Origin of the sequence: Variovorax multivorans (assembly GCF_051216835.1) — a bacterium.
Lineage (GTDB): Bacteria > Pseudomonadota > Gammaproteobacteria > Burkholderiales > Burkholderiaceae_C > Variovorax.
The window spans coordinates 61331-85355 of record NZ_JBPJZL010000010.1; the positions used below are offsets into that span (position 1 = coordinate 61331).

At 66.1% G+C, this 24025-nt stretch carries 25 protein-coding genes; 10 read left to right on the top strand and 15 right to left on the bottom strand.

The window, feature by feature from the left end; translation table 11 throughout:
- Positions 1–31: 31 nt before the first annotated feature.
- Entirely contained in the window at positions 32–1219 is a 1188-nt protein-coding gene (locus tag ACSFCA_RS25110) for an acyl-CoA dehydrogenase family protein (RefSeq protein WP_435461408.1), read from the top strand.
- The gene (locus ACSFCA_RS25115) at positions 1216–2349 is read left to right on the top strand and encodes a sigma-54 interaction domain-containing protein (protein WP_093074343.1); all 1134 of its coding nucleotides are present in this window, start codon (positions 1216–1218) and stop codon (positions 2347–2349) included. The genes ACSFCA_RS25110 and ACSFCA_RS25115 overlap by 4 nt, the downstream gene beginning before the upstream one ends.
- On the opposite strand, the gene ACSFCA_RS25120 is transcribed toward ACSFCA_RS25115, so the two are convergent.
- The 4 genes from ACSFCA_RS25120 to ACSFCA_RS25135 form a co-directional block, all read right to left on the bottom strand.
- The gene (locus tag ACSFCA_RS25120; RefSeq protein ID WP_435461409.1) at positions 2318–2752 is read right to left on the bottom strand and encodes a hypothetical protein; all 435 of its coding nucleotides are present in this window, start codon (positions 2750–2752) and stop codon (positions 2318–2320) included. The two genes, ACSFCA_RS25115 and ACSFCA_RS25120, sit on opposite strands and share 32 nt — an antisense overlap.
- Before the next feature lie 88 nt (positions 2753–2840).
- Positions 2841–4307 carry an N-acyl-D-amino-acid deacylase family protein gene (locus tag ACSFCA_RS25125; protein WP_435461410.1) on the bottom strand — a complete coding sequence of 489 codons (1467 nt, stop codon included), beginning with the start codon at positions 4305–4307 and terminating at the stop codon, positions 2841–2843.
- A gap of 21 nt (positions 4308–4328) precedes the next feature.
- A complete protein-coding gene (locus ACSFCA_RS25130; RefSeq protein WP_435461411.1) occupies positions 4329–5444 on the bottom strand; it encodes a DSD1 family PLP-dependent enzyme in 1116 nt (371 codons plus the stop codon).
- Positions 5445–5457: 13 nt separating this feature from the next.
- Positions 5458–6429: a Bug family tripartite tricarboxylate transporter substrate binding protein gene (locus ACSFCA_RS25135; protein ID WP_435461412.1), complete on the bottom strand. Its 972-nt coding sequence runs from the start codon at positions 6427–6429 to the stop codon at positions 5458–5460.
- Between the two features lie 163 nt (positions 6430–6592).
- On the opposite strand from ACSFCA_RS25135, the gene ACSFCA_RS25140 reads away from it, so the two are divergent.
- The 3 genes from ACSFCA_RS25140 (at position 6593) to ACSFCA_RS25150 (ending at position 9957) form a co-directional block, all read left to right on the top strand.
- A complete protein-coding gene (locus tag ACSFCA_RS25140; RefSeq protein WP_435461413.1) occupies positions 6593–7489 on the top strand; it encodes a LysR substrate-binding domain-containing protein in 897 nt (298 codons plus the stop codon).
- A gap of 81 nt (positions 7490–7570) precedes the next feature.
- On the top strand, positions 7571–9244 hold the full coding sequence (locus ACSFCA_RS25145; protein WP_435461414.1) for an AAA family ATPase: 1674 nt from the start codon (positions 7571–7573) through the stop codon (positions 9242–9244).
- Positions 9241–9957 carry an alpha/beta hydrolase gene (locus tag ACSFCA_RS25150; RefSeq protein WP_435461415.1) on the top strand — a complete coding sequence of 239 codons (717 nt, stop codon included), beginning with the start codon at positions 9241–9243 and terminating at the stop codon, positions 9955–9957. Before ACSFCA_RS25145 ends, ACSFCA_RS25150 begins: the two co-directional genes overlap by 4 nt.
- Positions 9958–9992: 35 nt before the next feature.
- Here ACSFCA_RS25150 and ACSFCA_RS25155 read toward each other — a convergent pair whose 3' ends face one another.
- Positions 9993–10514 carry a hypothetical protein gene (locus ACSFCA_RS25155; RefSeq protein ID WP_435461416.1) on the bottom strand — a complete coding sequence of 174 codons (522 nt, stop codon included), beginning with the start codon at positions 10512–10514 and terminating at the stop codon, positions 9993–9995.
- 185 nt (positions 10515–10699) lie between these two features.
- On the opposite strand from ACSFCA_RS25155, the gene ACSFCA_RS25160 reads away from it, so the two are divergent.
- The 5 genes from ACSFCA_RS25160 (at position 10700) to ACSFCA_RS25180 (ending at position 16326) form a co-directional block, all read left to right on the top strand.
- Positions 10700–11533 carry a DUF6502 family protein gene (locus ACSFCA_RS25160; RefSeq protein ID WP_258354932.1) on the top strand — a complete coding sequence of 278 codons (834 nt, stop codon included), beginning with the start codon at positions 10700–10702 and terminating at the stop codon, positions 11531–11533.
- Entirely contained in the window at positions 11530–12885 is a 1356-nt protein-coding gene (locus ACSFCA_RS25165) for a DUF5666 domain-containing protein (protein ID WP_435461417.1), read from the top strand. The genes ACSFCA_RS25160 and ACSFCA_RS25165 overlap by 4 nt, the downstream gene beginning before the upstream one ends.
- A 224-nt stretch (positions 12886–13109) precedes the next feature.
- Positions 13110–13589 (top strand): hypothetical protein, encoded by a 480-nt coding sequence (locus ACSFCA_RS25170; protein ID WP_258354934.1) that lies wholly within the window; start codon positions 13110–13112, stop codon positions 13587–13589.
- Between the two features lie 332 nt (positions 13590–13921).
- Complete coding sequence (locus ACSFCA_RS25175; RefSeq protein ID WP_435461418.1) at positions 13922–15601, top strand: sensor histidine kinase; 1680 nt, start codon at positions 13922–13924, stop codon at positions 15599–15601.
- 35 nt (positions 15602–15636) lie between these two features.
- Positions 15637–16326: a response regulator gene (locus ACSFCA_RS25180; RefSeq protein WP_258354936.1), complete on the top strand. Its 690-nt coding sequence runs from the start codon at positions 15637–15639 to the stop codon at positions 16324–16326.
- Between the two features lie 43 nt (positions 16327–16369).
- Here the strand turns inward: ACSFCA_RS25180 and ACSFCA_RS25185 are convergent, their stop codons facing one another.
- From ACSFCA_RS25185 to ACSFCA_RS25230, 10 genes are all read right to left on the bottom strand, one after another.
- Positions 16370–17281 carry a type II secretion system F family protein gene (locus ACSFCA_RS25185; protein WP_258354937.1) on the bottom strand — a complete coding sequence of 304 codons (912 nt, stop codon included), beginning with the start codon at positions 17279–17281 and terminating at the stop codon, positions 16370–16372.
- 12 nt (positions 17282–17293) lie between these two features.
- Positions 17294–18286, bottom strand: coding sequence for a type II secretion system F family protein (locus ACSFCA_RS25190; RefSeq protein ID WP_435461419.1), 993 nt, complete (start codon positions 18284–18286; stop codon positions 17294–17296).
- Between the two features lie 9 nt (positions 18287–18295).
- Positions 18296–19666 (bottom strand): TadA family conjugal transfer-associated ATPase, encoded by a 1371-nt coding sequence (locus ACSFCA_RS25195; protein WP_435461420.1) that lies wholly within the window; start codon positions 19664–19666, stop codon positions 18296–18298.
- A 42-nt stretch (positions 19667–19708) separates the two neighbouring features.
- Positions 19709–20860 (bottom strand): CpaE/TadZ family protein, encoded by a 1152-nt coding sequence (locus tag ACSFCA_RS25200; protein ID WP_435461421.1) that lies wholly within the window; start codon positions 20858–20860, stop codon positions 19709–19711.
- A 19-nt stretch (positions 20861–20879) separates the two neighbouring features.
- A complete protein-coding gene (locus tag ACSFCA_RS25205; RefSeq protein ID WP_258354941.1) occupies positions 20880–21308 on the bottom strand; it encodes a TadE family protein in 429 nt (142 codons plus the stop codon).
- Positions 21305–21763 (bottom strand): TadE/TadG family type IV pilus assembly protein, encoded by a 459-nt coding sequence (locus ACSFCA_RS25210; protein ID WP_435461422.1) that lies wholly within the window; start codon positions 21761–21763, stop codon positions 21305–21307. The genes ACSFCA_RS25205 and ACSFCA_RS25210 overlap by 4 nt, the downstream gene beginning before the upstream one ends.
- Positions 21764–21768: 5 nt before the next feature.
- The gene (locus ACSFCA_RS25215; protein ID WP_435461423.1) at positions 21769–23040 is read right to left on the bottom strand and encodes a pilus assembly protein TadG-related protein; all 1272 of its coding nucleotides are present in this window, start codon (positions 23038–23040) and stop codon (positions 21769–21771) included.
- 42 nt (positions 23041–23082) lie between these two features.
- Positions 23083–23259: a Flp family type IVb pilin gene (locus ACSFCA_RS25220; protein WP_258354944.1), complete on the bottom strand. Its 177-nt coding sequence runs from the start codon at positions 23257–23259 to the stop codon at positions 23083–23085.
- 106 nt (positions 23260–23365) lie between these two features.
- A complete protein-coding gene (locus tag ACSFCA_RS25225) occupies positions 23366–23575 on the bottom strand; it encodes a Flp family type IVb pilin (protein ID WP_258354945.1) in 210 nt (69 codons plus the stop codon).
- Between the two features lie 145 nt (positions 23576–23720).
- The gene (locus tag ACSFCA_RS25230) at positions 23721–24014 is read right to left on the bottom strand and encodes a hypothetical protein (RefSeq protein WP_435461424.1); all 294 of its coding nucleotides are present in this window, start codon (positions 24012–24014) and stop codon (positions 23721–23723) included.
- Positions 24015–24025 lie beyond the last annotated feature (11 nt).

Genomic DNA, 24025 nt, shown 5'->3' on the forward strand with positions numbered 1-24025 from the left:
CCTGCACATACCGAGGCCTTGTGTGAGTTCAGTGAGTTCCGTTCTTTCCATTCCTGCTTCCGAATCCCCTCGCGACATCGCGCGCGAGCTGATGCAGCGCTTCGCAGCCACCGCGGTGGAGCGCGACGAGCGCGGTGGCACGCCGAAGGCCGAGCGCGATGCCCTGCGTGAAAGCGGCCTGCTCGCCTTGAGCATTCCGTCCGAATTCGGCGGCGGCGGTGCTGACTGGCGCGAGACGCTCGATGTCGTGCGCCTGCTCGCGCAGGCCGACAGCTCGCTCGCGCATGTGTTCGGCTTTCATCACCTGATGCTCGCCACGGTGCGCCTCTTCGCGCGGCCCGTGCAATGGCAGCCATGGTTCGAGCAGACCGCGCGCCGTCGATGGTTCTGGGGCAACGCCCTCAATCCGCTGGACGACCGCACGGTGTCCAGCGCGCACGAGGGCTGGCGCGAATTCACCGGGCAGAAGAGCTTCTGCTCGGGCGCGCTCGACTCCGAAATGCTCATCGCCTCGGCGCGCGAGGAAGGCAGTGGCGCCTTCATCGTCGCGGCGGTTCCCACCGGCCGCTCGGGCATCTTCGTCGCGCCCGACTGGAACAACATCGGCCAGCGCCAGACCGACAGCGGCAGCGTGACCTTCGAGAAGGTGCGCGTCGAGCAGCACGAGGTGCTGGCCGACCCGGGCCCGCTCTCGACCCCCTTTGCCTGCCTGCGGCCGCTGGTGTCGCAACTCGTGCTGGCCAACATCTACCTCGGCATTGCGGAGGCGGCCTTCAACGATGCAAGGCACTACACGCTGCACGAGTCGCGCCCGTGGCATGGGGCCCATGTATCGCAGATGCACGAGGACCCCTATGTGCTCGGCCACTACGGCGACTTCTGGGTCGGCCTGGAGAGCGTGCGCGTGCTGGCCGACCGCGCGGCCGACCGGCTCGACGCGGCCTGGCGGCTCGGCCCCGCGTTGACCGAGGCCGAGCGCGGCGACGTCGCGGTGGCCGTGGCCACCGCGAAGGTCGCAGCGACGAACACGGGGCTGGACATCTGTACGCGCATGTTCGACGTGGCCGGCGCGCGCGCCACGCATGGCGGCCTGCGCCTGGACCGCCACTGGCGCAACCTGCGCACCCAGACCCTGCATGACCCCGTGGCCTACAAACTGCGCGAGCTCGGCGAATGGGCCCTCAAGCAGCAATACCCCGTACCGACCTTCTACTCATGACCGCCTACACCCGCCCTCTTGCTGTGCTGCCGCCGGCCGACGCCTCCCCCGCATCGGACGAGGACTGGGATGCCCCCACCCTGCTGACGCTGCCCAACCCGCGCAAGCTCACCACCTCGATCCGCGCCACGGCCCAGGTGTTCCAGGATCCGCGCTCGGCTGCGCTGCTCGAACGCGTGCGCATGGTGGCGCCCAGCGATGCCAACGTGCTCATCATCGGAGAGACCGGCACCGGCAAGGAGCTGATCGCGCGCCACGTACACGACCTGAGCCGCCGCAGCAGCCGGCCTTTCGTGGCCGTGAACTGCGGTGCCTTCTCCGAGAGCCTGGTCGAGAGCGAGCTCTTCGGCCACGAGAAAGGCGCCTTCACCGGCGCGTTCTCGGCCAAGACGGGCTGGTTCGAGGCGGCCAACGGCGGCACGCTGTTCCTCGACGAGATCGGCGACCTGCCACTGTCGATCCAGGTCAAGCTGCTGCGCGTGCTGCAGGAGCGCGAGGTGGTGCGGCTGGGCTCGCGCAAGAGCGTGCCCATCGACGTGCGCGTGGTGGCCGCGACCAATGTTCGGCTGCAGGACGCGGTGGCCGCCGGCAACTTCCGCGAAGACCTGTTCTACCGGCTGCACGTGGTGCACCTCGCGCTGCCGACGCTGCGCGAGCGGCCCGGCGACATTCTTCCGCTGGCGCGGCATTTCATCGAGGAGTACCGTCAGCGGCTGGGCTACGGCGCGGTGCGGCTCGATGCGAGCGCCGAACAGAAGCTCTCCGAGCACGCCTGGCCCGGCAACATCCGCGAGCTGGAGAACGTGATTCACCATGCGCTGCTGATCTGCCAGCACGGCGTGCTGGGCGCGGAGCATCTGCATCTGTCCTCGTTGAACATCCAGAGGCGTCCAGCCGAGAGCGAGGTCTCCGCGCACGCCACGCCGCAGCAAGCGCTGGAGACGGTGCTGCGCGAGCTGTTCAACGAGCCTCACGAACAGATGTTCGAACTGATCGAGGACACCGTGATGCGCACCGCCTTCGAGTTCTGCCACCGCAATCAAGTGCAGGCGGCCAGGCTGCTTGGGATCAGCCGCAACATCCTGCGCTCCAGGCTCATCAAGAGTCGGGAGATTTCCGCGTTGAAGTAGTCCCCGGACCGGTTCGGTCTTTCGCAGCATTGCGGTCATCGCGTTGCCGTTGTCGATGCTCAGGGCCGTGCATTGAAGGCAGTCGCCAGCGCAGCAGCCTGGAGGTGAAGGACCGTGGAGCCAATGCGACCAGTGCGTCCAGATGGTTCAATGACCCGCCGGGTGGCGGCGCTGCAAGTCGCGCGGCCGAGAGTGCTGCAACGTTGATCTTCGAGGTCAGGCTTTGCGACGGCGAGCGCCCGGTGGCTTCGTTGATCCAGGCGCCCCCCGTCTGTGGGTCGATGTGGTGGCAGATGTATCGGGTCGTGGTCTTGGGCCAGAAGAGGCGCCCGATCGAAACGGTCGCGATCAGGCCCGTGCCGCCGTGCTCAGTCGAAAATTCAACGTTGATCGAGGTTGCCATCGAGCCACCATTCTTTTCTGATGTGTTGGCATCGGATTGTCAGGTGTGCCAGCTCGCTCGCGGAAGAAAGGCTCGGTGCGCGCGCTGCTCAGCCCGCCGTCTGCGGCACTTCGCGCGCCAGCACCCGCCCCGGCCGCGCGCCCGTCGACCCGCCATCGCGCCACACGATCGCACCATTGACGATCACCGCCTCGATGCCATGGGCCGGTGCAATGGGCGCTTCGTACGTGGCGGCTTCGCCCACGGTGTCCGCGTCGAACAGGGCCAGGTCGGCATATGCGCCTTCCTTCAGCACACCGCGGTCCTTCAGGCCGAAGTTCTTCGCCGTCAGCCCGGTCATCTTGTAGATCGCGGTTTCCAGCGGGAACAGTCCGAGCAGGCGCCCGTAGTGGCCCAGCACGCGCGGAAAGCTGCCCCACAACCGCGGATGCGGCGCGGCATCGTGCGGCAGGCCGTCGGAGCCGATCATGGTCTGGTCGAACTTCAGGATGCGCTGCACATCGGCCTCGTCCAGCCGGAAGTAGATTCCGCCAGCGGGGCTCAGGCGCCGGATCGCCTCTTCCTCGGTGACGCCCATTTCCTTTGCGATGACGTCCAGGTCGCGGCCGGCGTGTTCGGGCAGCGATTTCGACCAGCTCACGATCACGCGCGAGGAGCTTGCCGCCCGGTCTGCCGACAGGATGGTGGAGCCGGCCGTGTAGGGATAGCAGTCCAGGCAGATCGGCTGGTTGGCCATGTTCTTCTCGATGAACGACAGCGCTTCCTCCGAACGGCCGTGGTTCGCCGGCCCCACCACCTTCATGTGCGAGATCACGACCTGCACCCCGACCTCGCGACCGACGCGAAAGGTTTCTTCGAGCGAGTCGATCACCCGGTCAGCCTCGTTGCGCATGTGGGTGCAATACACGCCGTTGAATTCCTTCAGCGGACGGCAGGTTTCGATCACCTCCTCGGTGGGCGCGGCAATCGACGGTTCGTAGAACAGGCCGGTGGACACGCCGATGGCGCCGGCCTGCAGCGCCTCTTGCACCAGTTCGCGCATGCGGGCGATCTGTTCCTGCGTCGCCGGCAGCTCGAGGTCGTCGAGCGTTGCAACCCGCAAGGTGGTGTGGCCCACCAGCAAGGCGCAGTTGGTCGCGGCGGGCTTGGCGCGCAGTTCCTCGATGTACGAGGCGAATGTGGGAAAGGAGAACCAGTCGCCCTGCTCGTCGAGCAGGTTCAACGGCGGCGTGACCGGTTGCGTGATGCCGCCCGGCATCGGCGCCAGCGAAATGCCGCAGTTGCCCGCGATCACCGTGGTGATGCCCTGGCTGACCTTGGGCGCCATGTCGGGGTCGGACAGCATGAGGCGGTCGTCGTGAGTGTGCGCGTCGATGAAGCCGGGCGCCGCGATGCGCCCTGCCCGGTCGATCTCCACCTCGCCGTGCGCAGCGGACAGATCGCCGATGCGTGCGATGCGGTCGCCGCGAATGCCGATGTCGCCCGTGAAACGGGGCGCGCCGGTGCCGTCGACGATGCTTGCGTTGCGGATCAGAAGGTCGAATTTTTCCTGCATCGATTGCCTTGAATTGAGGAGTTAAAGCAGCGCGCCGCGTGCGGCGATAGGCCACAGGGCCTCCACCCGCTCGCCGCGCACGCAGACCAGGTCGTCGTAGAGATTGACGGTCGGGTCGCAATGGCCGGGCACCAGCATCAGTTGGTCGCCCAGAGAAAGCGCCGCAGCATCGGGCGTGGCCAGCGCACCGTGCTCGTCGGCGGCTTTCACGTAGCGCAGGTCGGGCCGCTGCCACACGGTGGGCATGCCCGAGTCCACGCTGGAGGCCTTGAGGCCCGCGTCGACGATGGCGCGCTCGGGCGTGACGCGGCTCATGACGGTGGTGCGCACGAACAGGGCATGCTCGAACGCGATGTCGTGCTCGCCGCGCTGGTTATCGCCGTAGTCGCGGTCCATGAAGACGTAGGAGCCGGCCTGAATTTCGTTGAAGACGCCGGAGTCGCGCTCGTGCAGGAAGCTGCCGGTACCCGCGCCCGTCACGCGCTCGACGGCGATGCCGCAGGCTTCGATAGCGGCGCGGGTCGTGCGCGCGGCCTCTGCGGCAGCGGCAATGGCCGCGGCGCGGTCTTGCGGCGCGCGCAGGTGCTGGGCCGGCCCGTGATAGCAGTGCAGGCCCATGAAGCGCAGCGGTGCACTGGCCGCGATCTGCTGCGCGAGCCGCACAGCTTCTTCCCCGGGTGCAACACCACATCGGTTGGCCCCGACGTTGACCTCGACGTACACATCCAGCGTCACGTCCTCAGCCTGCGCTACGGCAACCAGCGCCTGCACCTGCTGCGGGTGATCGACCAGCACGCCCATGCGCGCGCGGCGGGCCAGCGCGGCCAGGTGGCGCAGCTTGGTTTCGCCCATCACCTGATTGGTGACCAGCACGTCGGCGATGCCGGCATCTACGAACACGGCCGCCTCGCTGACTTTCTGGCAGCAGATGCCGGCCGCGCCCAAGGCGATCTGGCGCAGGGCGATTTCTGGCGTCTTGTGGCACTTTGCATGGGCGCGCAGGCGCACGCCGCTGCCGCACAGCGCTTCGGCCATGCGAGCGAGGTTGCGCTCGAAGGCATCGAGGTCGAGCACGAGCGCGGGGGTGTCGATGGCGTCGAGGCGATCGCCGGGCCTTGCGGCTTTCCAGGGAGTCATGGTGAGTTGGCCTTCAATCGATCTTTGCGCCCGAGTCCTTGATGATCTTGGCCCACTTGAGCGTTTCGCGGCGCGAGAGGTCGAGGAATTGCTCCGACGTGGCGAAATCGGTCTCGGCGCCCAGCAGCCTGAAGCGCTCGCGCAATGCCGGGTTGGCCAGTGCGGCGCGAATCTCGGCATTGAGGCGCGCCACCACGTCCTTGGGCATGCGGGCCGGGCCGATGATGCCGCCCCAGGCCTCGACCTCGAAGCCCGGCACGCCAGCCTCGGCGATGGTGGGAATGTTCGGATAGGTGGGCGAGCGCTGGCGCGACGAGATGCCCAGCGCCCTCACCTTGCCCGCCTGGGCCTGCGGGCCGGACACCGGCGTGTTGACCATCATGAGCTGCACGCCGCCGCCGATCAGGTCAGTGATGGCCGCCGTCGCGGCCTTGTAGGGCACGTGCAGCATGTCGGTGCCGGTCATGGCCTTGAAGAGCTCGACGCCCAGGTGCGCGGTGGTGCCGTTGCCGTCGGACGCGAAGGCCAGCTTGCCCGGATTCTTCTTCGCGTAGGCAATCAGCTCGGGCACGCTCTTGACGGGCAGGTCGTTGTTGACGATCAGCAGGTTGGACAGGCGCAGCGTGTTGGCGACCAGCGTCAGGTCTTTCTCGACGTCGTACGGCACGTTGGGCAACAGCGACCGGTTGGTGGCCAGCGAGACGATGTTGCCGTAGGCCAGCGTGTAGCCGTCGGGCGCGGAATGAACCAGGTCCATGGTGCCGATCGTGTAGGAGCCGCCGGGCTTGTTGTCGACCACGATGGGCACGCCCATCTGCTGCGACAGTTGCGCGCCCAGTGCACGCATCAGCGCGTCGGGTGCGCCGCCCGGGGCCGAGGGCACGATCAGGCGGATCGGCTTGTCGGGATAGGCCGCGAGGCCCGGCATCGAGACCGCCGCCAGCACGGCGAGGACGAGAGTAAACAGCAAGGCACGTAGACGCATGGCAGAGAACTCCGGCAATGAAGGATCGGTGAGCGGATGATCTGCCCGCGAGCCGGGTTGGACAAGCCATGTTTCCTGGGTTTAGCATGAGCTTTCCTCATGCACGAGGCCGGTGCGTATAGGCAACCTCATCGGGTGCATGCACCAGACTTGCTCTTTTCTCATGAACCATCACGTTCGCGCTCCTTCGACGATGTCCCTGATGTGCCTGGAGGCCAGCGCGCGGCTGCGCTCCTTCACCGCTGCCGCGCAGGAGCTTCGCCTCACGCAAGGCGCTGTGAGCCGGCAGGTGCAGACACTGGAAGACCGGCTCGGCGTAAAACTCTTCACGCGTCGGCGCGAGGCCCTGGCCCTGACGGACGCGGGCCGCTACTACCTGGGCGAGGTCGGGCCGCTGCTGCAGAGGCTGGAGCGCGCCACCGCCAATGTGATGGCGCTCAAGGGCCGGGGCGGCGAGCTGTCGCTGTCGGTTGGCGCCTCGGTCGGCAGCTACTGGCTGATTCCGCGCCTGCCGGGGTTCACGCGCGACCATGGCGAGATCACGCTCAACCTGGGCACGCGCGTGGGGCCGGTGGACTTCAGCGCCACGCCGGTCGATGCGTCGCTGGAGTTCGGCGACGGCCAGCGGCAGGGCCTGCACAGCGAGTTCGTGCTGCCGCTGGACCTCTCGCCCTACGCGGCGCCAGCCTGGATCGCCGTGCACGGCAAGGCGGTCGATGCGAACACGCCGCGTTCGGCACTGATCCACCACCAGACCCTGCCCGGCGCGTGGGACGAATGGTTCGCACGCGAAGGCATCGTGAGCGAGGCAGGACGCGAAGGGCCACGCTACGACATCATGTCGATGGCCCTCAACGCCTCCCTGGCCGGCATGGGCGTGGCGCTGCTGCCGCCCTACATGAGCGACGAGTCGGTGGCATCGGGGCGCCTGCGGCGGTTGTCGCGCCGCAAATGGCGCTATGCCAAGGGCTACTACCTCGTGTATCCGGAAGAGTCGGCGCAGATGCAGTCGCTGCAGGTCTTCAGGCAATGGCTGCTGGCGCAGGTGAACGACTCCTAGCGTCCTGCCGCCGGTCTTGACCCAGGTCAAGCGCCAGGCCCTACCTCGTGGCTAGCATCGAAGGCGACACGAGGAGACACCGTGGAACTCGAGATACCGGAGATGCTGGCCGCTGCGCTGCAGGGTCAGGTCGGCGCGCAAACGCCGCTTGGCCTTCAACTGGGTGGGCTTGGCGCCGGCAGCGGTGTGCGCGTCGTGTCCAGTTGCCATTTCGACGGGCACTCGCTCAACCTGCTCTTCCAGCTGGGCCTGGCCGCCGGCTCGCGCGACCTGGTGTTCCAACTGCTCGCGCTGGACAACCTCAACGGCGAACCGCCTTCGCAGCCCATCTCCAGCCTGGAGTCGATGGTCCCGGCGTTGACCGAGTGGCTCGCACGCGACCTGATCGATGGCTGGCTCTACCAGCGCGGCAAAGACGGCGTACTGCTGCCCTGGCTGGTCCATGCAGTGCGCCTTGTGCAACCGGCGGACAACGAGGCGTACGTGCTGGTGGGCCTGCTGGCCAACACGCTGCAGGCTGCCGGCCGCGAGCCTCCCTCCGAACCGCGGTTGCGTTTCGCGGGCATGACCTGGGGCCTGAGCTTCTACGCGGAAGACCTGCCCGGCCGCACGCTGGCCGGCCTCTTCGCCGACCACGGCTTTCACAAGGAGTGCGCCGAGTTCAAGCGCGAGTACGACAAGCAGGTGGCGTGCTTCACGAAGCTGCAGCCGCGGTTCGGTGCCCAGTTCACCATCGACGGCAGCGCCTGGACGGCAGGCGAAGGCCCTCGGACAGGCATGGCGTGCCACCGGCTACCCGAAGGCGCGGTGGCGCGCTGCGTGAACGACGAGGAACTGCTGCAGCGCCGCTTCGACCTGGCCGCCGATCCGCACTACTGGCGCGAGAGCGGTGTCGACAGCGGCTTCGACCGCATCCCCCAGCACTGCTATTTGCACCTGTTCCACCTCGACTGGCACCGCAACATCTGGGTGCATGCGCAGCACGTGCAGGAATACAAGTACCAGCCCGGCCTGCGCGAGCGGCTGGTGCTGCCGCAGGCGCACCGCGACCTGATCGACATCCTCACGGCCGACCGCTGCTTCCTCGTGGAAGACGTGGTGCCCGGCAAGTCGGGCGGCACCACCATCCTGTGCAAGGGCGCGCCGGGCCTGGGCAAGACCCTCACCGCCGAGGTCTATGCGGAAGTGGTCGGCAAGCCGCTGTACCGCGTGCATTCGGGCCAGCTCGGCGTGACGGCCGACTCGGTGGAGGCCAGCCTGACGAAGATCCTTCAGCGCGCCGCACGCTGGGACTGCGTGCTGTTGCTGGACGAGGCCGACGTGTACATCCGCCGGCGCGACAACGACCTGCAGCACAACGCCATCGTGGCCGAGTTCCTGCGCACGCTGGAGTACTTCAGCGGCCTGCTGTTCATGACCACCAACCGGGTCGGCGACATCGACGAGGCCATCCTGTCGCGCTGCATCGCGGTGATCGACTACCAGCCGCCAGGACCCGACGACGCGCGCCGGCTCTGGTCCACGCTGTCGACCCAGCTGGGCGTGGAGCTTTCGGGCACGGTGATCGACAGGCTGGTGGTCGAATATGCCGGCGCCAGCGGCCGCGACATCAAGGAACTGCTCAAGCTCACCAGCAAGTACTGCCGCCGCAAGGAACTGCCGCTGTCGACGCAGTCTTTCGCGCAGTGCGCGGTGTTCCGCGGCATCGCCAGTGCCTCTTCACAGGTGTCGCCGCAGATGGGAGCAATCGAATGATCGACGCCAGCCTGCTGGGCGGCGCGCTGACCGGCCGCATGAGCTTCCGCCCGGGCGCTGCGCCCGTAGCCGCCCCGCTGCCACCCGGGCGCCACGGCCTCTCGTTCGCCGAAGGGCGCGAAGCGGTGCTGGTGGTGCCCGAAGGGCTGTCCGCCGATGCACCGCTGCCGCTGCTGGTGATGTTCCACGGCGCGGGCGGCGAGGCCAACCGGGTGCTGCCGCATCTCGTGGCCCATGCACGTGCGCGGCGCTTTCTTCTGCTGGCCCCGCAGTCGATGTACCCGACGTGGGACATCGTGGTCGGCGGACATGGCCCCGACCTGGAGCGGCTCGACGGCGCGTTGTCGACGGTGGCCGCGCATTTCCGCATCGACCCCGAGCGCTTGGCGTTCGCCGGTTTTTCCGATGGCGGCAGCTACGCCCTGTCGCTCGGCCTGACCAACGGCGATGTGGCCAGCCACGTGATCGGGCTGTCGGCGGGCTTCATGAACGCGTTCACGCAGATGGGGAAGCCGCGCGTGTTCCTGGCGCACGGGCGCTCGGACAGCCAGTTGCCGATCGAGACCAGCGCGCACCCGCATGCGCGGCGGCTGCTGGAAAGCGGACACGACCTGACGCTGCAGCCCTTCGACGGCGACCATGTCATCGTGCCGTGGGTGGTTGCGCGGGCGGTCGAGTTTTTCCTCGGGCCTCAGGCGGCGGCACCAGCCTGAACTAGAGATTAGAGGTGCGTCAATGCCTGGCGGCTTCAGCAGAACGGATCCAGATCTGTGTCGGCTCCGCAAGACGGGCATGTGACCACCAGATTCCGGCTTGGCCGGACCCGCATCCGCTGCTGGCAGCAGTGGCATCGGATCACGATCTTCTCGATGAGCGCTGAATTTGCGGGCTTCAGCGAGTAGATGGAGTACGTGATCTGGTCGTCCACGATGAACTCATTGCTGGAAAGGAAGCCGGCAATGAACCCGTTCACGGGGAAAAGAACGCTCGAGCCGGGGACTTCCGGCCAGAAGAAGCGAGTCGCGGTTTCCGCGGGCGCACGTACCAGGCGCGCCGCGCCTTTCAGCTGAGTCGGCTCGAATTCCAGATATGCGTCGCATGTCTTCCTGACTCTTCGACAGATTCCGGTCAATGGGTCCGGAATCAGCACACCTGTTCCGTGCCGTTGAGTGCACAACTTTGTCAAGGTTGCGCCTGGGCCGATGTCCGCTCTAAGCACATGCAGAGCGGCACGCAAGCTTTCGAAATTTCTGGTCGGGTTCGGGTCCATGGCTTCAGTTTGCGCACGTCGCGCGGGAACTGAAAGGGGCATTTGTCCTGTTCTTGGCAGACGACACAACAGTAGTCCAAAGCTTTCACATGTGACTATTGCACATGACAATAGCGGACCGTGATCGGCGGCTGGTGCCGCTGATCCTCCGTTGAATCGCACCTTCAGGATTAACGCTCGCCTCCATGGAACATCGGCTGGACTGGGCCCTCGCTGCCTGCGCTCGCATTCTGCGACCGGTGGTAAGGCTCGCCCTCGCGATGGGGGTCAAGCACCCCCACCTCGAGGAGTTGCTGCGCGACCTGCTGATCGAAGAGGCCCAGCGAAGCTGGCGCAACCAGGGCGTGCCCAAGCCCAACCTGAGCCAGTTGTCCATCACGACCGGCCTGAACCGCAAGGCAGTGACCGCCAAGATTCGGGCCACCGTCGACCCCCTGCCCCACACCGAGCTGTCGGCAGCAGCCAAGACTTTCACGTTGTGGTTGCAGATGCTTACCAAGGATGACACTTTCAGGCGCCTGCCCATCACGGCAGGCAATGCCGCGCCTTCCTTCGAGGCCGTGGCGCGAATGAGCAGCCGCGGCGACGTGCACCATCGCACCATCCTCGACGAGCTGGTGCGCCTGCAAATGGTGACCGAGGACGCAGGAGTGGTCGAACTCACGGCCGACGGCTTCGTGCCGGTGCAGGATCTCCAGTCCATGCTCGCCTTCCTGGGCGACAACGGCCGCGACCATCTGCTGGCGGCCGTCTCCAACACTCTGGGCGAGGAGCCCAGAATGCTCGAGCGGGCGGTGTACGCGCGCGGGCTCACGCTGCAGGAATGCGAGCAGATCCAGCGCCTCGTGCGGGAACGCTGGGCAGCCCTGCACCACGAGCTGACGCAGGAAATGACACAGGCAGTCGACCGCGCTCCTGCCGGAGCAAAGGGGCGCATCAGGGTCGGCATCTACACCTATTACGAAGACGAGAGCGCGCCTGTGCCGCCCCGCCCCCCTGAAAGCGAGCCCAAGCCATGAACACGATGAAGACACCCCGCCGGCTCATGCTCGGCCTTTTGTCCGTCGGCCTCATGGCCCTGCTGCTGTCCTGCGGCGGGGGGGGAGGCAGCGGTGGCGGCTCCGTGGGCGGCCTGGGTGTCGGCACGGGTGGCACCACGCAGACGGGCACCGGAGGGGATACCTCTACAGGAGCGGGGACAGGAACTGGAACTGGCACAGGTTCCACGGGCTCGGGCGGTTCGGGCGGAGATACGACCGCCGGCAACAGCAACACCGACGGCTCCGGCGTAGGTTCGGGCGGCACTGGCGTGACTGCCGACGCCGCCGGCATCGGCGCGGCGGACGGCCTGGGCAGCATCATCCTCAACGGGCTGCGCTACGACACCGACACCGCCACCTTCACCATTGAAGACGCCACCGAGCTGCAGATCGGCATGAGTGCGCGCGTCGCCGGCAAGGTCGACGCCAACTTCACCAGCGGCATCGCCACCCAGGTCCAGTCGGCTGCCGAACTGCGCGGCGCTGCCTCGGGCATCGACACCTCGGCCGGTAGCTTCGTCGTGATGGGCACCGTCGTGAGCATCGACTCGGCCACCGTCTGGGCCGACGCGAGCGGGCTGGCGGACGTCGGCGCGGGCAGCATCGTCCAGGTGTGGGGCCTGCCGAGCGCACCGGGCGCCCTGCGCGCCACGCGCATCCAGATTGCCCCCACACTGACCGATCCGCTGGTCACAGGGACCGTGCAGAACCTGGACACCGTGCGCAAGACCTTCACGCTCGGCCAGCTGACGATCAACTTCAGCTCGGCGGCCTTCACGGGCATGAACGCATCGTCGCTTGCCAACGGCATCATCGTGCGCGCCCGGGGCACCGCCGCGCCGGTCGCGGGCGTGCTCACGGCCACGACGGTGCAGGGCTGGTATGCCATCCCGGTGAGCGACGGCATTGCCGTCCAGCTGGCAGGCGTCATCACCGACTTCGCCTCGCGCAGTTCGTTCAAGGTGCTGGGCACGCCGGTCGACGCGACCAATGGGCAGATCACCGGGGGCCCCGTGGGCTCGCTCGGTAACGGCGTGAAAGTCGAGGTCGACGGCTTCATGTCGGGCGGTGTGCTGGTGGTGAAGAAGCTGCGCATTCGCAACGTTCCGGGCACCGGGGGCCCGGCTTCGTTCACGCTGATCGGCGCTATCGGCGCGTATCAGTCCCCCGCCGACTTCAGGGTCCGCGGTCAACCAGTGGACGCCAGGGGCGCCGTCTTCGAGAACGGCACCGCCGCGAACCTGGCCAACGGCCAGCGCGTGACCGTCGTCGGAGACCGGGTGATCGACGGCGTGCTGATCGCACAGCGGGTGACATTCACCACGCCTTGAGGCTGCCGCGGGGCGCCCGCAATGCCTGGGCGCCCTCTTCTTTCGCAATCCACAGCAAATTTCATCCACGGCCTCATGGCCGTGGAGTGCCTCCTATCGACAAGGTCGGGCGGTTGATGTAAAACAAAATAATTAAAGTGAAAAAATCACATTTAAACCCGAACGACCCTCGGACCTCGTGACGAACCGCTCGATATGCACAGAAGGTCCAGATAGGAGCATGTATGCCGCTTGCCCTCCTCCTTCGACTTCTGCACGAGAAGTTTCCGGCGACGCTCACGGCTGACCCGGACATCAGGAACGCATCGGTCCTGCTGGCGACCGGACTCATCGAGGCCGAATTTCATCTCGATCACTTCGGCTACCAACAGTATGAGAGCGCCGTGGTGTTCGCCATCACGGACGCAGGACACGCGGAGATCGCCAGCCTGCAGACCGGCAACGTTGCAACGACTGCCGAGGGCCAGGAATGGCCCGTCATGCCACTCGACTACCTGCGCAAGATCGGCAATTCGATCTTCCCCCTGCGCATCGACGATCCAGCGGGGATCAACTCGGTGGCCGTGTTGAATGCGGCGGGCATGGTGGAAGCCACGCTTCCCCCGACCTGCCGCTCCCGGCAGACCCAGCAGAAGTTCAAGCAGGCGGTCGTCCTGCGGGTCACTCCCCTGGGGCGCACGGCCCTGGTCGCACGGCGGATGTGAACTTGGAGGGGCAGCGAGCGGCTCGCTGGAACGCATCGAACGGGTACCTGTAAATAGCGTACTTCTCGCCATCGGGCGGGGCAGCCCCCCTCGACAGGCATTCGAAAAAGCCCGAGATTTGGATGAATGTTTCTTAATGCAACAGACGTCACAAATCAGCCAGGCCCATCGACCCCAATTGTCTTTGACTACCAAAGTAGTAATGTGAAACCTTCACATACATCGCTTTCAGGTGCAAAGAATGAATTCCAAAATGACACCGTCGAGCTTCTCTGCCCACTCAGGAATGGCCTGCCTGGCGTGATGCGCCTGGGTGCCAAGGATCCTTCGCCATGCTGGCTCGCACTACTGCTGCCCCCGACGTCGACGCAAGCGTCGCCGCGGATGCCCTCATGGTGGCCCGCATGCGAATGGTGCTGTCGGTTTCCGCACTGCTGGCTGTCGCGGTCGATGCCGGTGACAACCGGCTGCAGGTTCCCGTCTGGCTGGCCTTTTCCGGATACATCCTGCACAGCCTGCTGGTGTATGCGTGCACGCGAATGGGCCGCCCGTATTTCCAGGGCAAGGCCATCCACTGGTCCGACGTGCTGTGGTTCACGCTGATCATCTTCGTGACTGACGGCGTCCAGAGTCTTTTCTTCCTCTTCTACTTCTTCGCAATCCTCACCTCCTCGTTCCGCTGGGGTTTCGAGGAAGGCGCCCGCGTGACGGTCGCATCCGTCGCGTCGTTCGCCGCCTGCGGCCTGGCCACCAGCACGGGCGGCGACTCGCCGCAGCTGCTGATGCGCACCACCTTCCTGCTGGCGCTGGGGCACATGATCGTGCACTGGGGCGGCTCGAAGCTGGGCCTGCAGCGGCGCCTCGCGCTCCTGGGCGATGTCTGTCAGCTTTCGAACCCCCGCTTCGGTGCCGGCCGCACCGTCGCCCGCACGATGGAAAAGACACTGGCCTTCTTCAGGGCAAGCCACTGCATCCTCCTGACGCGGGACACATCCACCGGCAACTGGATCCTGCGCACGCTGCGCAAGAACGACGCCTGCGAACACGTCAGCGTCGAGACGATCGGCCGCATCGCCGAATCGCCGCTCATGGCGCTGGCGCCGGACCACACCGTGCTCAGCAACCGCCTGCCCTGGCCCCTGAGCCTGCTGTGCGCGCAAAGTCATGTCTTCGAAGCCGGCGCAAGCGGCTGGCGCATAGAAGACGACGACGGCGCGCAGCAGTGCGCCGCCGTGGCCGCCATGCTGGAGGCCCGCGCCTTCATCAGCGCCCCGCTGCCGATGCGGCTGGGCGAGGGCCGGGTCTTCGTGTCGTCCCGTGACGGACTGTTCAACAAGTCCGACGCGCTGTTCCTGGCGCACCTGATGGAACAGATCTTCCCGGTCATCGAGACCATCGAGGTGCTCGACCGCATGGCCTCCGAAGCCGCCGCTACAGAGCGCCTGAAGTTCGCACTGGACCTGCACGACACGGCCGTGCAGCCGTACATCGGCCTGCGGATGGGTCTGTGCGCGCTGCGCAAGAAGGCGGCCGCCGACAACCCGCTGCGCGAAGACCTCGACAAGCTCGCGAGCGTGGCCGACGGCGTGATCGCCGACCTGCGCCGCTACGCCGGTGCGGTCAAGCACAGCGCGAACAGTCCCTGCGGGCTTGTACTGCCCCATCTGCATCGCCAGGCCGAGCGGATCAAGGGGCTCTACGGCATCGAGATCGCCATTACGGTCGACGGCCAGGTCCAACTGGACGACCGGATGACCGCGGAAGTCCTGCAGCTGGTGGGCGAGGGATTGAACAACATCTGCAAGCACACCCAAGCGCGTCACGGCAGCATCCGCCTCGGCTGCAAGAACGGGCGCCTGCAGTTGCGAATCGAAAACGAAGCGTGTGAAGAGAGCTTCACGAAGTTCCTCCCGCGCTCCATCACCGAGCGCGCTGCGGCTCTCGGCGGGCGGGCACAGGTGCACCAGTGCGCGAGTGGCGGCACCGCGGTACTGGTGGAAATTCCCATCTGAGAAAAACAACCCAGAAGACAAATCAGGAGCCTGTCATGCAACCAGTTGCCCATCCCATCGGTGTCCTGCTCGTGGACGACCACCAGACCATGCTGTGGGGCCTGTCCAGGCTGATCGACGGCGAGCAGCCGCGCATGCGGGTCGTCGGCACGGCCAGCTGTTGCGAAGACGCCGTGGCGACCTCGGACGACCTCGCCCCCGACGTCATCGTGCTCGATCTCGACCTCGACGGTCGGTGCGCCATCGACATCCTGCCCAGGCTTTTGTCGAACGAGGTGTCGCGCGTCGTCGTGCTCACAGCGGAGCGCGAGCAGCGCACGATCGACCTTGCCGTGCTGCACGGCGCGCGCGGCGTGATGCGCAAGGACGCTCCGGCCCAGCAGGTGCTCGAGGCCATCGAGCGCGTCTACAAAGGCGAGCTTTGCGTCGATGCGCAAACCATGGGCCGCGTCTTCTCTCAGCTGACTTCGGTGAAGAAGCCCCCGAAGGCCGACCCCGAAGCCGCCAGGCTGGCAAGCCTGACGCAGAAAGAACGGGAAATCGTCCGCATCGTCGTGGCCGGCAGCGGCGCCTCGAACAAGGCATTGGCCGAGAAGCTCTTCGTCACCGAGCACACGCTGCGCAACCACTTCACGTCGATCTACCAGAAGCTCGGCGTGACGAACCGCCTCGAGCTGTACATCTACGCGGTGAAGCACCAGCTCGACACGACGCCGGTGCACTGAAAACAACGCGCCGCACCGGGTTGCCCCAGGAGCGGCGCCCGGTTCAATACCCGTTCAGCATCGGCATGATCATCCGGATGATCCGGATCGCCGCCGGCGTGAGTATCACCATCGAGATGCACGGAAAGATGCACAGCACCAGTGGCAGCAGCATCTTGGTCGGCACCTTGGCCGCCAGTTCTTCCGCACGAACCTGCCTCTTGTGGCGCAGATCGTCGGAGAACACGCGCAGCGATTCGCCGATGCTGGTGCCGAACCGGTCCGACTGGGTCAGCATGGTCGCGAAGGTGCCTATCTCTTCCACGCCCGTGCGCAGCGCCAGGTTGCGCAGCGACTTCTCGCGCGTGGCTCCGGCGCGCATTTCCAGGTTGGTCCAGTGCAGTTCCTGCGCCAGTGCCACGCTCTTGACCTGGATTTCCTCTGTGACCTTGGCCAGGCCGGCGTCCAGCCCCAGGCCCGCTTCGACGCACACGAGCATCAGGTCGGCGGCATCGGGGAAGTTCTCGAATATCTCGCGGCGGCGCGCGCGAATGAGCAGGCGCAGCACCAGGTTGGGCAAGTAGCAGCCGGCCAGAGCCGCCACCGCGAGGTACAGCAGCATCTCCGTGCCGTCCGCCGCGCCCGTCGCCCGCATCCCCAGGAACGCGAGCGCGGCAAAGCCCAGCGGCAGCAGCGTCTTCATGCCGAAGTAGACAAGGTAGGCGTCCGGGTAGCGGATGCCGGCGTTCAGGAACCGCACGCGCAGCGGCGACAGGGCAGCGTCACTGGTGGGCGAAGACAACTGCGCGAAGGGACCGACGATCTTGACGGCAGTCTCGGCCCAGGCCGACTTGCCGGCCGACGGCGTCACCGCCTGCAGGCGCTGCTCGGTGCGAGTCGGAGACATCCAGACCGCAAGGCCGGCTATCGCCAGCGACACGGCCAGGAAGACGAGGATGGGAAACAGCATGGTCATGGTCCTTCTCCTTCAGACGCGAATCTTCGCGATCTTGCGCAAGAGCACGATGCCCACGAGCATCAGCACCAGCATGTACTTGATCACCATCTGCCCGATCGGGTCCGTCCACAGCGGCGACATGAATTCGGGGTTGAAGATGTTCATGAGCGCCGCCAGGGCAAATGGCATGAGCCCCAGGATCCAGGCCGACAGCCGCCCTTCCGACGAAAGCACCCGCACCCGTGCGAGCAGCTTGAGCCGGTCGCGGATGAGCCGGCTCAGGTTGCCCAGCACCTCCGTCAGGTTGCCGCCGGAGTCGCGCTGGATCAGCACCGCCACCACGAAATAGCGCAGGTCGGTGAGAGGCATGCGCTCGCTGAGGTTGGTCAAGGCCTGCTGCAGCGAGACGCCGAAATTCACCTCGTCGGCGACCATGCGGAACTCGCTGGCGATGGGGTCGGCCATTTCTTCGCCGATCATCTGCACGCCGCTGGCGAACGAATGCCCCGCGCGCAGGGCGCGTGTCACCAGGTCCAGCGCATCAGGAAGTTGCCTCTCCATGCGGGCCAGCCGGCGGCTGCGCTGGCGCTGCAGGTAGAGCACCGGAAGCATCGCCGCGCAGACCCCGGCGGCGAGCGCCAGCAGCATCGGCTGGCGTGCCATCGACGCCGTCACGAAGAACGCGAGCACGCCGAGCGCACCGCATACCAGCAGGAAGCTGGAAACCGTCCAGTCCAGCCCCGCCTGCAGGATGAAGCGGTCAAGCCGGTGCGCCCGCGGCAGCGTCAGCAGCATGCGCTGCATCCACGGCACCTCGCTGAGCATGCGTTCCTTGACCAGATGGGCCTGCGACGTGCGATCGACCGCGGCGGAAAACGCCTGCAGCCGCTTCTCGATCTTGCGCGCCTCGGGCCCCTTGTAGGAGCGCCACAGCAGGTACAGGCCCTCGATCATGAGCAGCACGGTCACGAAGACCAGCACGGTGACGGTGATGAGGGTGTGCCCCCCCAGGTTGTCGAACATGGCTGTCTCCTATTCGTAGTGTTTGCTCGGCTCGAACATGGTGTCGGGCAGATCCACGCCGTAGGCATGGAGCCGCTCCGCGAATTTCGGCCTGACACCGGTCGCGTGGAAATGGCCGCGCACCATGCCGTCGGGCCCCATGCCGGTCTGGTGGAAAGTGAAGATCTCCTGCATGGTGACCACCTCGCCTTCCATGCCGGTGATCTCCTGGATGCTGGTGACCTTGCGCCGCCCGTCGACCAGCCGCAGCACCTGCACCACCACCGTGATGGCCGACGCGATCTGCTGGCGCACGGTGCGGTGCGGCAGGTTCAGGTTCGCCATGCCGATCATGTTTTCCAGTCGCGCCAGCGCATCGCGCGGCGTGTTGGCGTGGATGGTGGTGAGCGAGCCTTCGTGGCCTGTGTTCATCGCCTGCAGCATGTCGACCGCCTCGGCGCCGCGCACTTCGCCGATGACGATGCGGTCGGGCCGCATGCGCAGCGCGTTGCGCACCAGCGCGCGCTGCGTGATCTCGCCCTTGCCCTCGATGTTCATCGGCCGCGTTTCCATGCGCGCCACGTGCGGCTGCTGCAGCTGCAACTCCGCCGCATCCTCGATGGTGATGATGCGTTCGGTCGGCGGAATGAAGCCCGACAGGATATTCAGCAGCGTCGTCTTGCCAGCGCCCGTGCCGCCGGAGATGAGCATGTTGACCTTCGCCTGGGCCAGCCCCTCGAGCATCTGCGCCATCGGCGGCGTCAGCGTCTTGAGCTCGTTCACGAGGTTCTCCATGCGCAGCGGGATCTTCGCGAAACGCCGGATCGACATCATCGGCCCGTCCAGCGCCACCGGCGCGATGACTGCATTGACGCGCGAGCCGTCGGGCAGCCGCGCATCGACCATGGGGCTGGACTCGTCGATGCGCCGCCCCACCAGCGAGACGATCTTGTCGATGATGCGCAGCAGGTGCTTCTCGTCGGTGAAGCTGACGTTGGTCAGCTCCAGCCGGCCCCGGCGCTCCACGTAGACCTTCTCGTGCGAATTGATCAGGATGTCCGAGACAGACGGGTCCGCCATCAGCAGCTCGATCGGCCCGAAACCGAGCATCTCGTGCTGGATGTCGCGGATCAGCGTGCGCCGCTCGATGTCGTTGAGCGCCTCGGGCTCCTCCTGCAGCAGCCGCGTGACCATGGTCGAGATCTCCTGGCGCAGCACTTCGGGCTTCAGGGTTTCGAGCGCCGCCAGGTCGAAGCGCTCCAGCAGCTTCAGGTGCATGCGCTCCTTCAGCAACTTGTAGGCATCCGACGCAAAGGGCGACGCGGTCAGGTCGGCTGCGTGCCCATCGGGCCGCGCAGTGGGATCGGCGTCGATCGCATTGAGCTGTTCTCTGAATGACATGGGAACCTGCCTTGCTGTTGAAGAAGAATGAGCCGGTGGTGCTCAGGCACGGCGGAAGAGCCGTCCGATGAAGCCGGGCGCCGCCTCCTGCCGCGGACTGAGTGAGTGAGCGATCTCGGCGAGCCGCTTGGCGAGCGTGCTGCCTCGCGACATCTCCGCCAGCGGCACGCCCCGGTTGATGGACGCATCCACGTCCTTGCCACCGTCGGGAACGATCGTGAGCGTCGCGCCGACCAGCGAGCGGCGCATGTCCGACAACCCGATTTCCCCGCCACCGGCGCTTCGGTTCACGAGCAGCTCGACCTTGCCGGGGGCATAGCCGAGCGACTTGAACACCTGCATCAGGCGCGTCACGTTGCGGATGTGCGGCAGGCTCGGCTGCAGCACCGGGAAGATGCGGTCGGCGCGGTCCAGCACCTTGATCGAGAGCGTGTCGATGCGCGTGCCGAGGTCGAACAGCACGAAGTCGTACATCGGCAGCGCGACCTGCAGGATCGCGTCGATGTGCTCGGCCTTCACCTCCAGCGCGCGCGAAAGATCGTCGGGTGCGGGCAGGATGCTGAAGCCCGGCGCCACGCGCACCACGCTGGCCGCGAGTAGCGACGCGTCGAGGCGGCCGATGTCGCGCGCAACGTCCGCCATCGTGGAACTCGGCCGCACGTCGCTCACGTACGACAGCGCATCGCCGAACTGCAGGTTCAGGTCGATCAGCAGCACCGAGCGCTCCCGCGAGAGCTGGTGAGCGATGTTGGTCGCGAGAAAGGTCGATCCGCTGCCGCCCTTGCAGGGCATGAACGCCACGACCTGGCCAGGGCCGCGCGCCTGGGTGCCGGCCATCTTGAGCCCGATGCGCTCGACGGCAGCCTCGAGCGCGGCAGTGTCGGATGGCGACGGCAGCACCTCGCGCACGCCAGCGCGCATCGCGTGGATCAGGAACTCCGGCGTCTGCATGGCGCACAGCAGCACCACCGCGATTGCCGGGTGCTGCATCGTGAGCTTCTCCACCAGCACGAGCTCCTGAAGGTCGCAGCACATGCCGTCGACCAGCAGAAGCTCTGGGGCCGCCTTCTCGACGACCCATTGCATCCGGCTCTTGCCGCCCTCGAACAGCGACACGTGGTGGGAGCGCGCCTCGAGGACCTTGCGCATGTCCTGGAGATGGTTCGGATTGGGGGAAATGATGGCGATCTTCATGGTCGTGTCCGGTGCGTTGCTAGGAACAGATGGCTGCGCTGTTCGGGTCTTTGCGCATCACCTCGCGCGGCAGGTAGGTGGAAAAGCCCGGCATCGGGATCAGCGGCGCGACACCACCTGCGATGGGAGAGATCCACTGGTAGTTGAGCCCGGTGATGCTGACGGTGACGCCCTGGCAGGTCGCGGCCGTGCAGCCCGACGGCGCCCACGCCACCGACACAGTGCTGATCTGCGGCAGCAGCGCCTTCATGCGGGCAAGCACCAGCGCCTGCTGGCCGGTGTCGTCGCACACCACGGCATACCTGGCCCCCGCGCGTGTTGCCTCCTGGGCCGCATTCCACGTGAACAGCATGCGCGAGAAGTCGACGATGCCCAGCACGAACATGAGGAAGATGAGCAGACCCAAGGCGAATTCGACCGTGGTCGCGCCGGTAATGCGTTTTCTCATGATGGCGCCCTCATGGTGGCTGCGATTTCGCTGAAGACGATGTTGCCGTTCGCATCGGCGAAGACGACGCCGATCACCGAGGGAAACAGCGAATGGAAGGTGTAGCTGCTGACGCGCACCGTCACCGTTGTAATGATCGGGTTCGCGCCGGCCGCTTGCCAGGTGCAGCAGCTGCCGGACGGCACGTTCGACAAGCTCAGCCCGCGCACCAGCCGCGCCCCGGTGCCGGCCGTGTTGCCGTACACGATCAGGTTGCGCGCCTCGGTGACGTGCGTGCCGGGCGTCTGCACGGACAGGTAGCGCACCGCGTCGCGGGTCGACTTGACGACCGCGTTGTACTCGTACATCGCGCGGCCGAACTCGGTTGCGATGAAGGTCAGCAGCAGGAGCAGCGGCGTGATCAGCGCCAGCTCGATCAGTGCCGCGCCGTGCTGTGTGCGATGGGATCTTTTCATGGTGTTCACCTCACCAGTACCGGAACCAGCGGGCCCGCCGATCCGCCGGCCAGCCCGCTGGTGGTGCAGGGGCTGCCCACGGCGCCCGCGTTGCCGCGGAATTCCAGCTGCGTGTCGGTCATCGGAATGCTCAGCGGCTGCAGCATCAGCATGCAGGCGTAGTCGATCACGTGGTTGCTGCCGTCAATGACCGGCACCGTGACGATGCGGCGGTCGAAGCCGTACTGCATGTGGCCTCCGGCAACGTTGCCCGGGTTGGCCAGCTTCTGGAAGCTGTTGAGCGACAGCCCCGTGATCGATTCGCAGCTGTTCGCGCCCTTCACTTTGGTGCCGGTGTCGGCGCAGGACGCGAAGGCGGCCCGCTTGGTCACGAAGTTCTGAGCGGTCGCATCGGCTCCTGCACCCGGCGCGCCGTTGTAGGCATTGAACTGCGTGGGCCAGTTGGATGATGTGTAGGCATAGCCGGTGTAGTCGGGCCGGTCCACGCTCGGATCGCCGCTGTTCTTGTAGATGCCGAAGCGCTGGTTCCAGGTGTCGGCCACCGTGGTCTGTACGCCGGGGGTGCCGAGCGTGTCTCCCACCTTGGTGCCGCAGTGGTTGTTGAGCTCGGATTCGGTTTCCGAGGCGCTGTTGCTGCCGTCGAGATTGGCCCAGCCGATCTGGCCGCCCACGGCCGCGTTCTGCGCCTGGATGAGCGTCACCCAATCGCCTACGGCGAAGCCGTAGTTCGGTGCCGTGCCGCCCGGCTTGGGTTTCAAGGCGACGGGAATGGGGCACGTGGTCTGTGCGCTGGCACGGGTGGCGACTGCGCTCGCCGTGACGCTGCGCGTAGCGGGATTGCCGGTGGTATTGCCCGAAAAGGCGCCCATGGCCTTCATGAGCCAGATGTTGACGTTGGCCTGCGTGTGCGTGCACTGCGCATAGCGAGCCACGGCGGGCGTGGTCGTAAGGGCGTAGGCCGAGTCGCGGAACGTGATGTCGGCCGTGACGATCTTGCCCTGCCCGCTCCAGGTGCTCGATTGCATGTTCACGCGGTTCGCATTGCCGGCGGTCTGGCCTGCGCTCGTGGCTCGCGTGAGGGCTGTGCCCTGTCCGTCGAGCTCGCGCGCGGCGGCCAGGGCGCAGCTGTCCACCGCTGTCTGCAGTTCGGTCCTGATGACGAACAGGTGGCCGAAGTCGAGTGCGATGCCCATGAAGCCCATCAGGAACAACAGGAACAGCGCGGCTGTGACGATCATCGCGCCACGCTGGCGGCGATGCTGGCGGCAGGTGAACATGATCGGCTTTCTTGCAGGTTGGAACAACGCAGGAAAGCCGCGTCAGGTGCAGCTCGTGCCGCCCAGACAGGTAGTGACCCGGGTGATGAATGCGCCCAGGCCGGTACTGCCGGACAGCGCTTGCAACGCGACCACCAGTGCGATGGAAACCACGGCGATGATCAATGCGTACTCGACCACTTGTGCGCCGCTCTCGTCTGTCATGAATGACTTGAACATGGTGATGACCCCAATTCGGTGTTGAAGAAGAATGAGTGGGAGCGGATGGGTGGGTGGAACGAAGCGGGCCGGAAAACCGGACCCGCTTCCCTCCACGACAGACTGCTCAGGTGCAGGTCGTCCCGGTCAGGCAGGTCGTGACGCGAGTGATGAAACTCGTGAAGCCGCCGTTGTTGGCCGTAAGGCCCTTCAGTGCAACGACCAGTGCGATCGAGACGACGGCGATGATCAGCGCGTACTCGACGACCTGGGCGCCATCTTCCTCGAGCATGAAGCCGCGGGTGGATTGGCCGATGGCCTGGAGAAAGTTCTTCATGGTTCTTTCCTTTCAAGGTTTGAACAGTTGGAAATCAGGTTTGAAAACAATGACGTGGTGGGGAAGAAAGTTCGTTGCAGTTCGTGGCGCTCTCCTTTCCAGGTAAAGACTTCGAGGATCGAATTCGAGAGAAAAACACAGCCCGTCACTTGCCCGAGCCGCCACCCTGACCACCGATCTGGCCGCCGATGTTGATGACGTTGACCGCCGGCGGCGGCGACTTGTAGGACTCGTGGTACTGATTCATCGACTCGCGCGCCGAGCGGCCGTCCATGCCCGCGACCGGGTCGCCGTTCTTGCCGGCGTTCGGGTTCAGCGTCATCTTTTTCTTTGCGTCGCGCACCGCGTCGCCGAAGCGCGCGTCGTAGTTGGGCGTGACGGTCGAGCAACTGGCGCCAAGAAGGCAGACGAGCGCGACGGTGGTCGATCTGATGAACATGACAGTGCTCC

Excerpts from the sequence above, each read along its gene's own strand:
- ACSFCA_RS25115 (WP_093074343.1), top strand. The coding sequence starts at position 1,216 with ATGACCGCCTACACCCGCCCTCTTGCTGTGCTGCCGCCGGCCGACGCC.
- ACSFCA_RS25120 (WP_435461409.1), bottom strand. The coding sequence starts at position 2,752 with ATGGCAACCTCGATCAACGTTGAATTTTCGACTGAGCACGGCGGCACG.
- ACSFCA_RS25125 (WP_435461410.1), bottom strand. The coding sequence starts at position 4,307 with ATGCAGGAAAAATTCGACCTTCTGATCCGCAACGCAAGCATCGTCGAC.
- ACSFCA_RS25130 (WP_435461411.1), bottom strand. The coding sequence starts at position 5,444 with ATGACTCCCTGGAAAGCCGCAAGGCCCGGCGATCGCCTCGACGCCATC.
- ACSFCA_RS25135 (WP_435461412.1), bottom strand. The coding sequence starts at position 6,429 with ATGCGTCTACGTGCCTTGCTGTTTACTCTCGTCCTCGCCGTGCTGGCG.
- ACSFCA_RS25140 (WP_435461413.1), top strand. The coding sequence starts at position 6,593 with ATGAACCATCACGTTCGCGCTCCTTCGACGATGTCCCTGATGTGCCTG.
- ACSFCA_RS25150 (WP_435461415.1), top strand. The coding sequence starts at position 9,241 with ATGATCGACGCCAGCCTGCTGGGCGGCGCGCTGACCGGCCGCATGAGC.
- ACSFCA_RS25155 (WP_435461416.1), bottom strand. The coding sequence starts at position 10,514 with ATGGACCCGAACCCGACCAGAAATTTCGAAAGCTTGCGTGCCGCTCTG.
- ACSFCA_RS25160 (WP_258354932.1), top strand. The coding sequence starts at position 10,700 with ATGGAACATCGGCTGGACTGGGCCCTCGCTGCCTGCGCTCGCATTCTG.
- ACSFCA_RS25165 (WP_435461417.1), top strand. The coding sequence starts at position 11,530 with ATGAACACGATGAAGACACCCCGCCGGCTCATGCTCGGCCTTTTGTCC.
- ACSFCA_RS25170 (WP_258354934.1), top strand. The coding sequence starts at position 13,110 with ATGCCGCTTGCCCTCCTCCTTCGACTTCTGCACGAGAAGTTTCCGGCG.
- ACSFCA_RS25175 (WP_435461418.1), top strand. The coding sequence starts at position 13,922 with ATGCTGGCTCGCACTACTGCTGCCCCCGACGTCGACGCAAGCGTCGCC.
- ACSFCA_RS25180 (WP_258354936.1), top strand. The coding sequence starts at position 15,637 with ATGCAACCAGTTGCCCATCCCATCGGTGTCCTGCTCGTGGACGACCAC.
- ACSFCA_RS25185 (WP_258354937.1), bottom strand. The coding sequence starts at position 17,281 with ATGACCATGCTGTTTCCCATCCTCGTCTTCCTGGCCGTGTCGCTGGCG.
- ACSFCA_RS25190 (WP_435461419.1), bottom strand. The coding sequence starts at position 18,286 with ATGTTCGACAACCTGGGGGGGCACACCCTCATCACCGTCACCGTGCTG.
- ACSFCA_RS25195 (WP_435461420.1), bottom strand. The coding sequence starts at position 19,666 with ATGTCATTCAGAGAACAGCTCAATGCGATCGACGCCGATCCCACTGCG.
- ACSFCA_RS25200 (WP_435461421.1), bottom strand. The coding sequence starts at position 20,860 with ATGAAGATCGCCATCATTTCCCCCAATCCGAACCATCTCCAGGACATG.
- ACSFCA_RS25205 (WP_258354941.1), bottom strand. The coding sequence starts at position 21,308 with ATGAGAAAACGCATTACCGGCGCGACCACGGTCGAATTCGCCTTGGGT.
- ACSFCA_RS25210 (WP_435461422.1), bottom strand. The coding sequence starts at position 21,763 with ATGAAAAGATCCCATCGCACACAGCACGGCGCGGCACTGATCGAGCTG.
- ACSFCA_RS25215 (WP_435461423.1), bottom strand. The coding sequence starts at position 23,040 with ATGTTCACCTGCCGCCAGCATCGCCGCCAGCGTGGCGCGATGATCGTC.
- ACSFCA_RS25220 (WP_258354944.1), bottom strand. The coding sequence starts at position 23,259 with ATGTTCAAGTCATTCATGACAGACGAGAGCGGCGCACAAGTGGTCGAG.
- ACSFCA_RS25225 (WP_258354945.1), bottom strand. The coding sequence starts at position 23,575 with ATGAAGAACTTTCTCCAGGCCATCGGCCAATCCACCCGCGGCTTCATG.
- ACSFCA_RS25230 (WP_435461424.1), bottom strand. The coding sequence starts at position 24,014 with ATGTTCATCAGATCGACCACCGTCGCGCTCGTCTGCCTTCTTGGCGCC.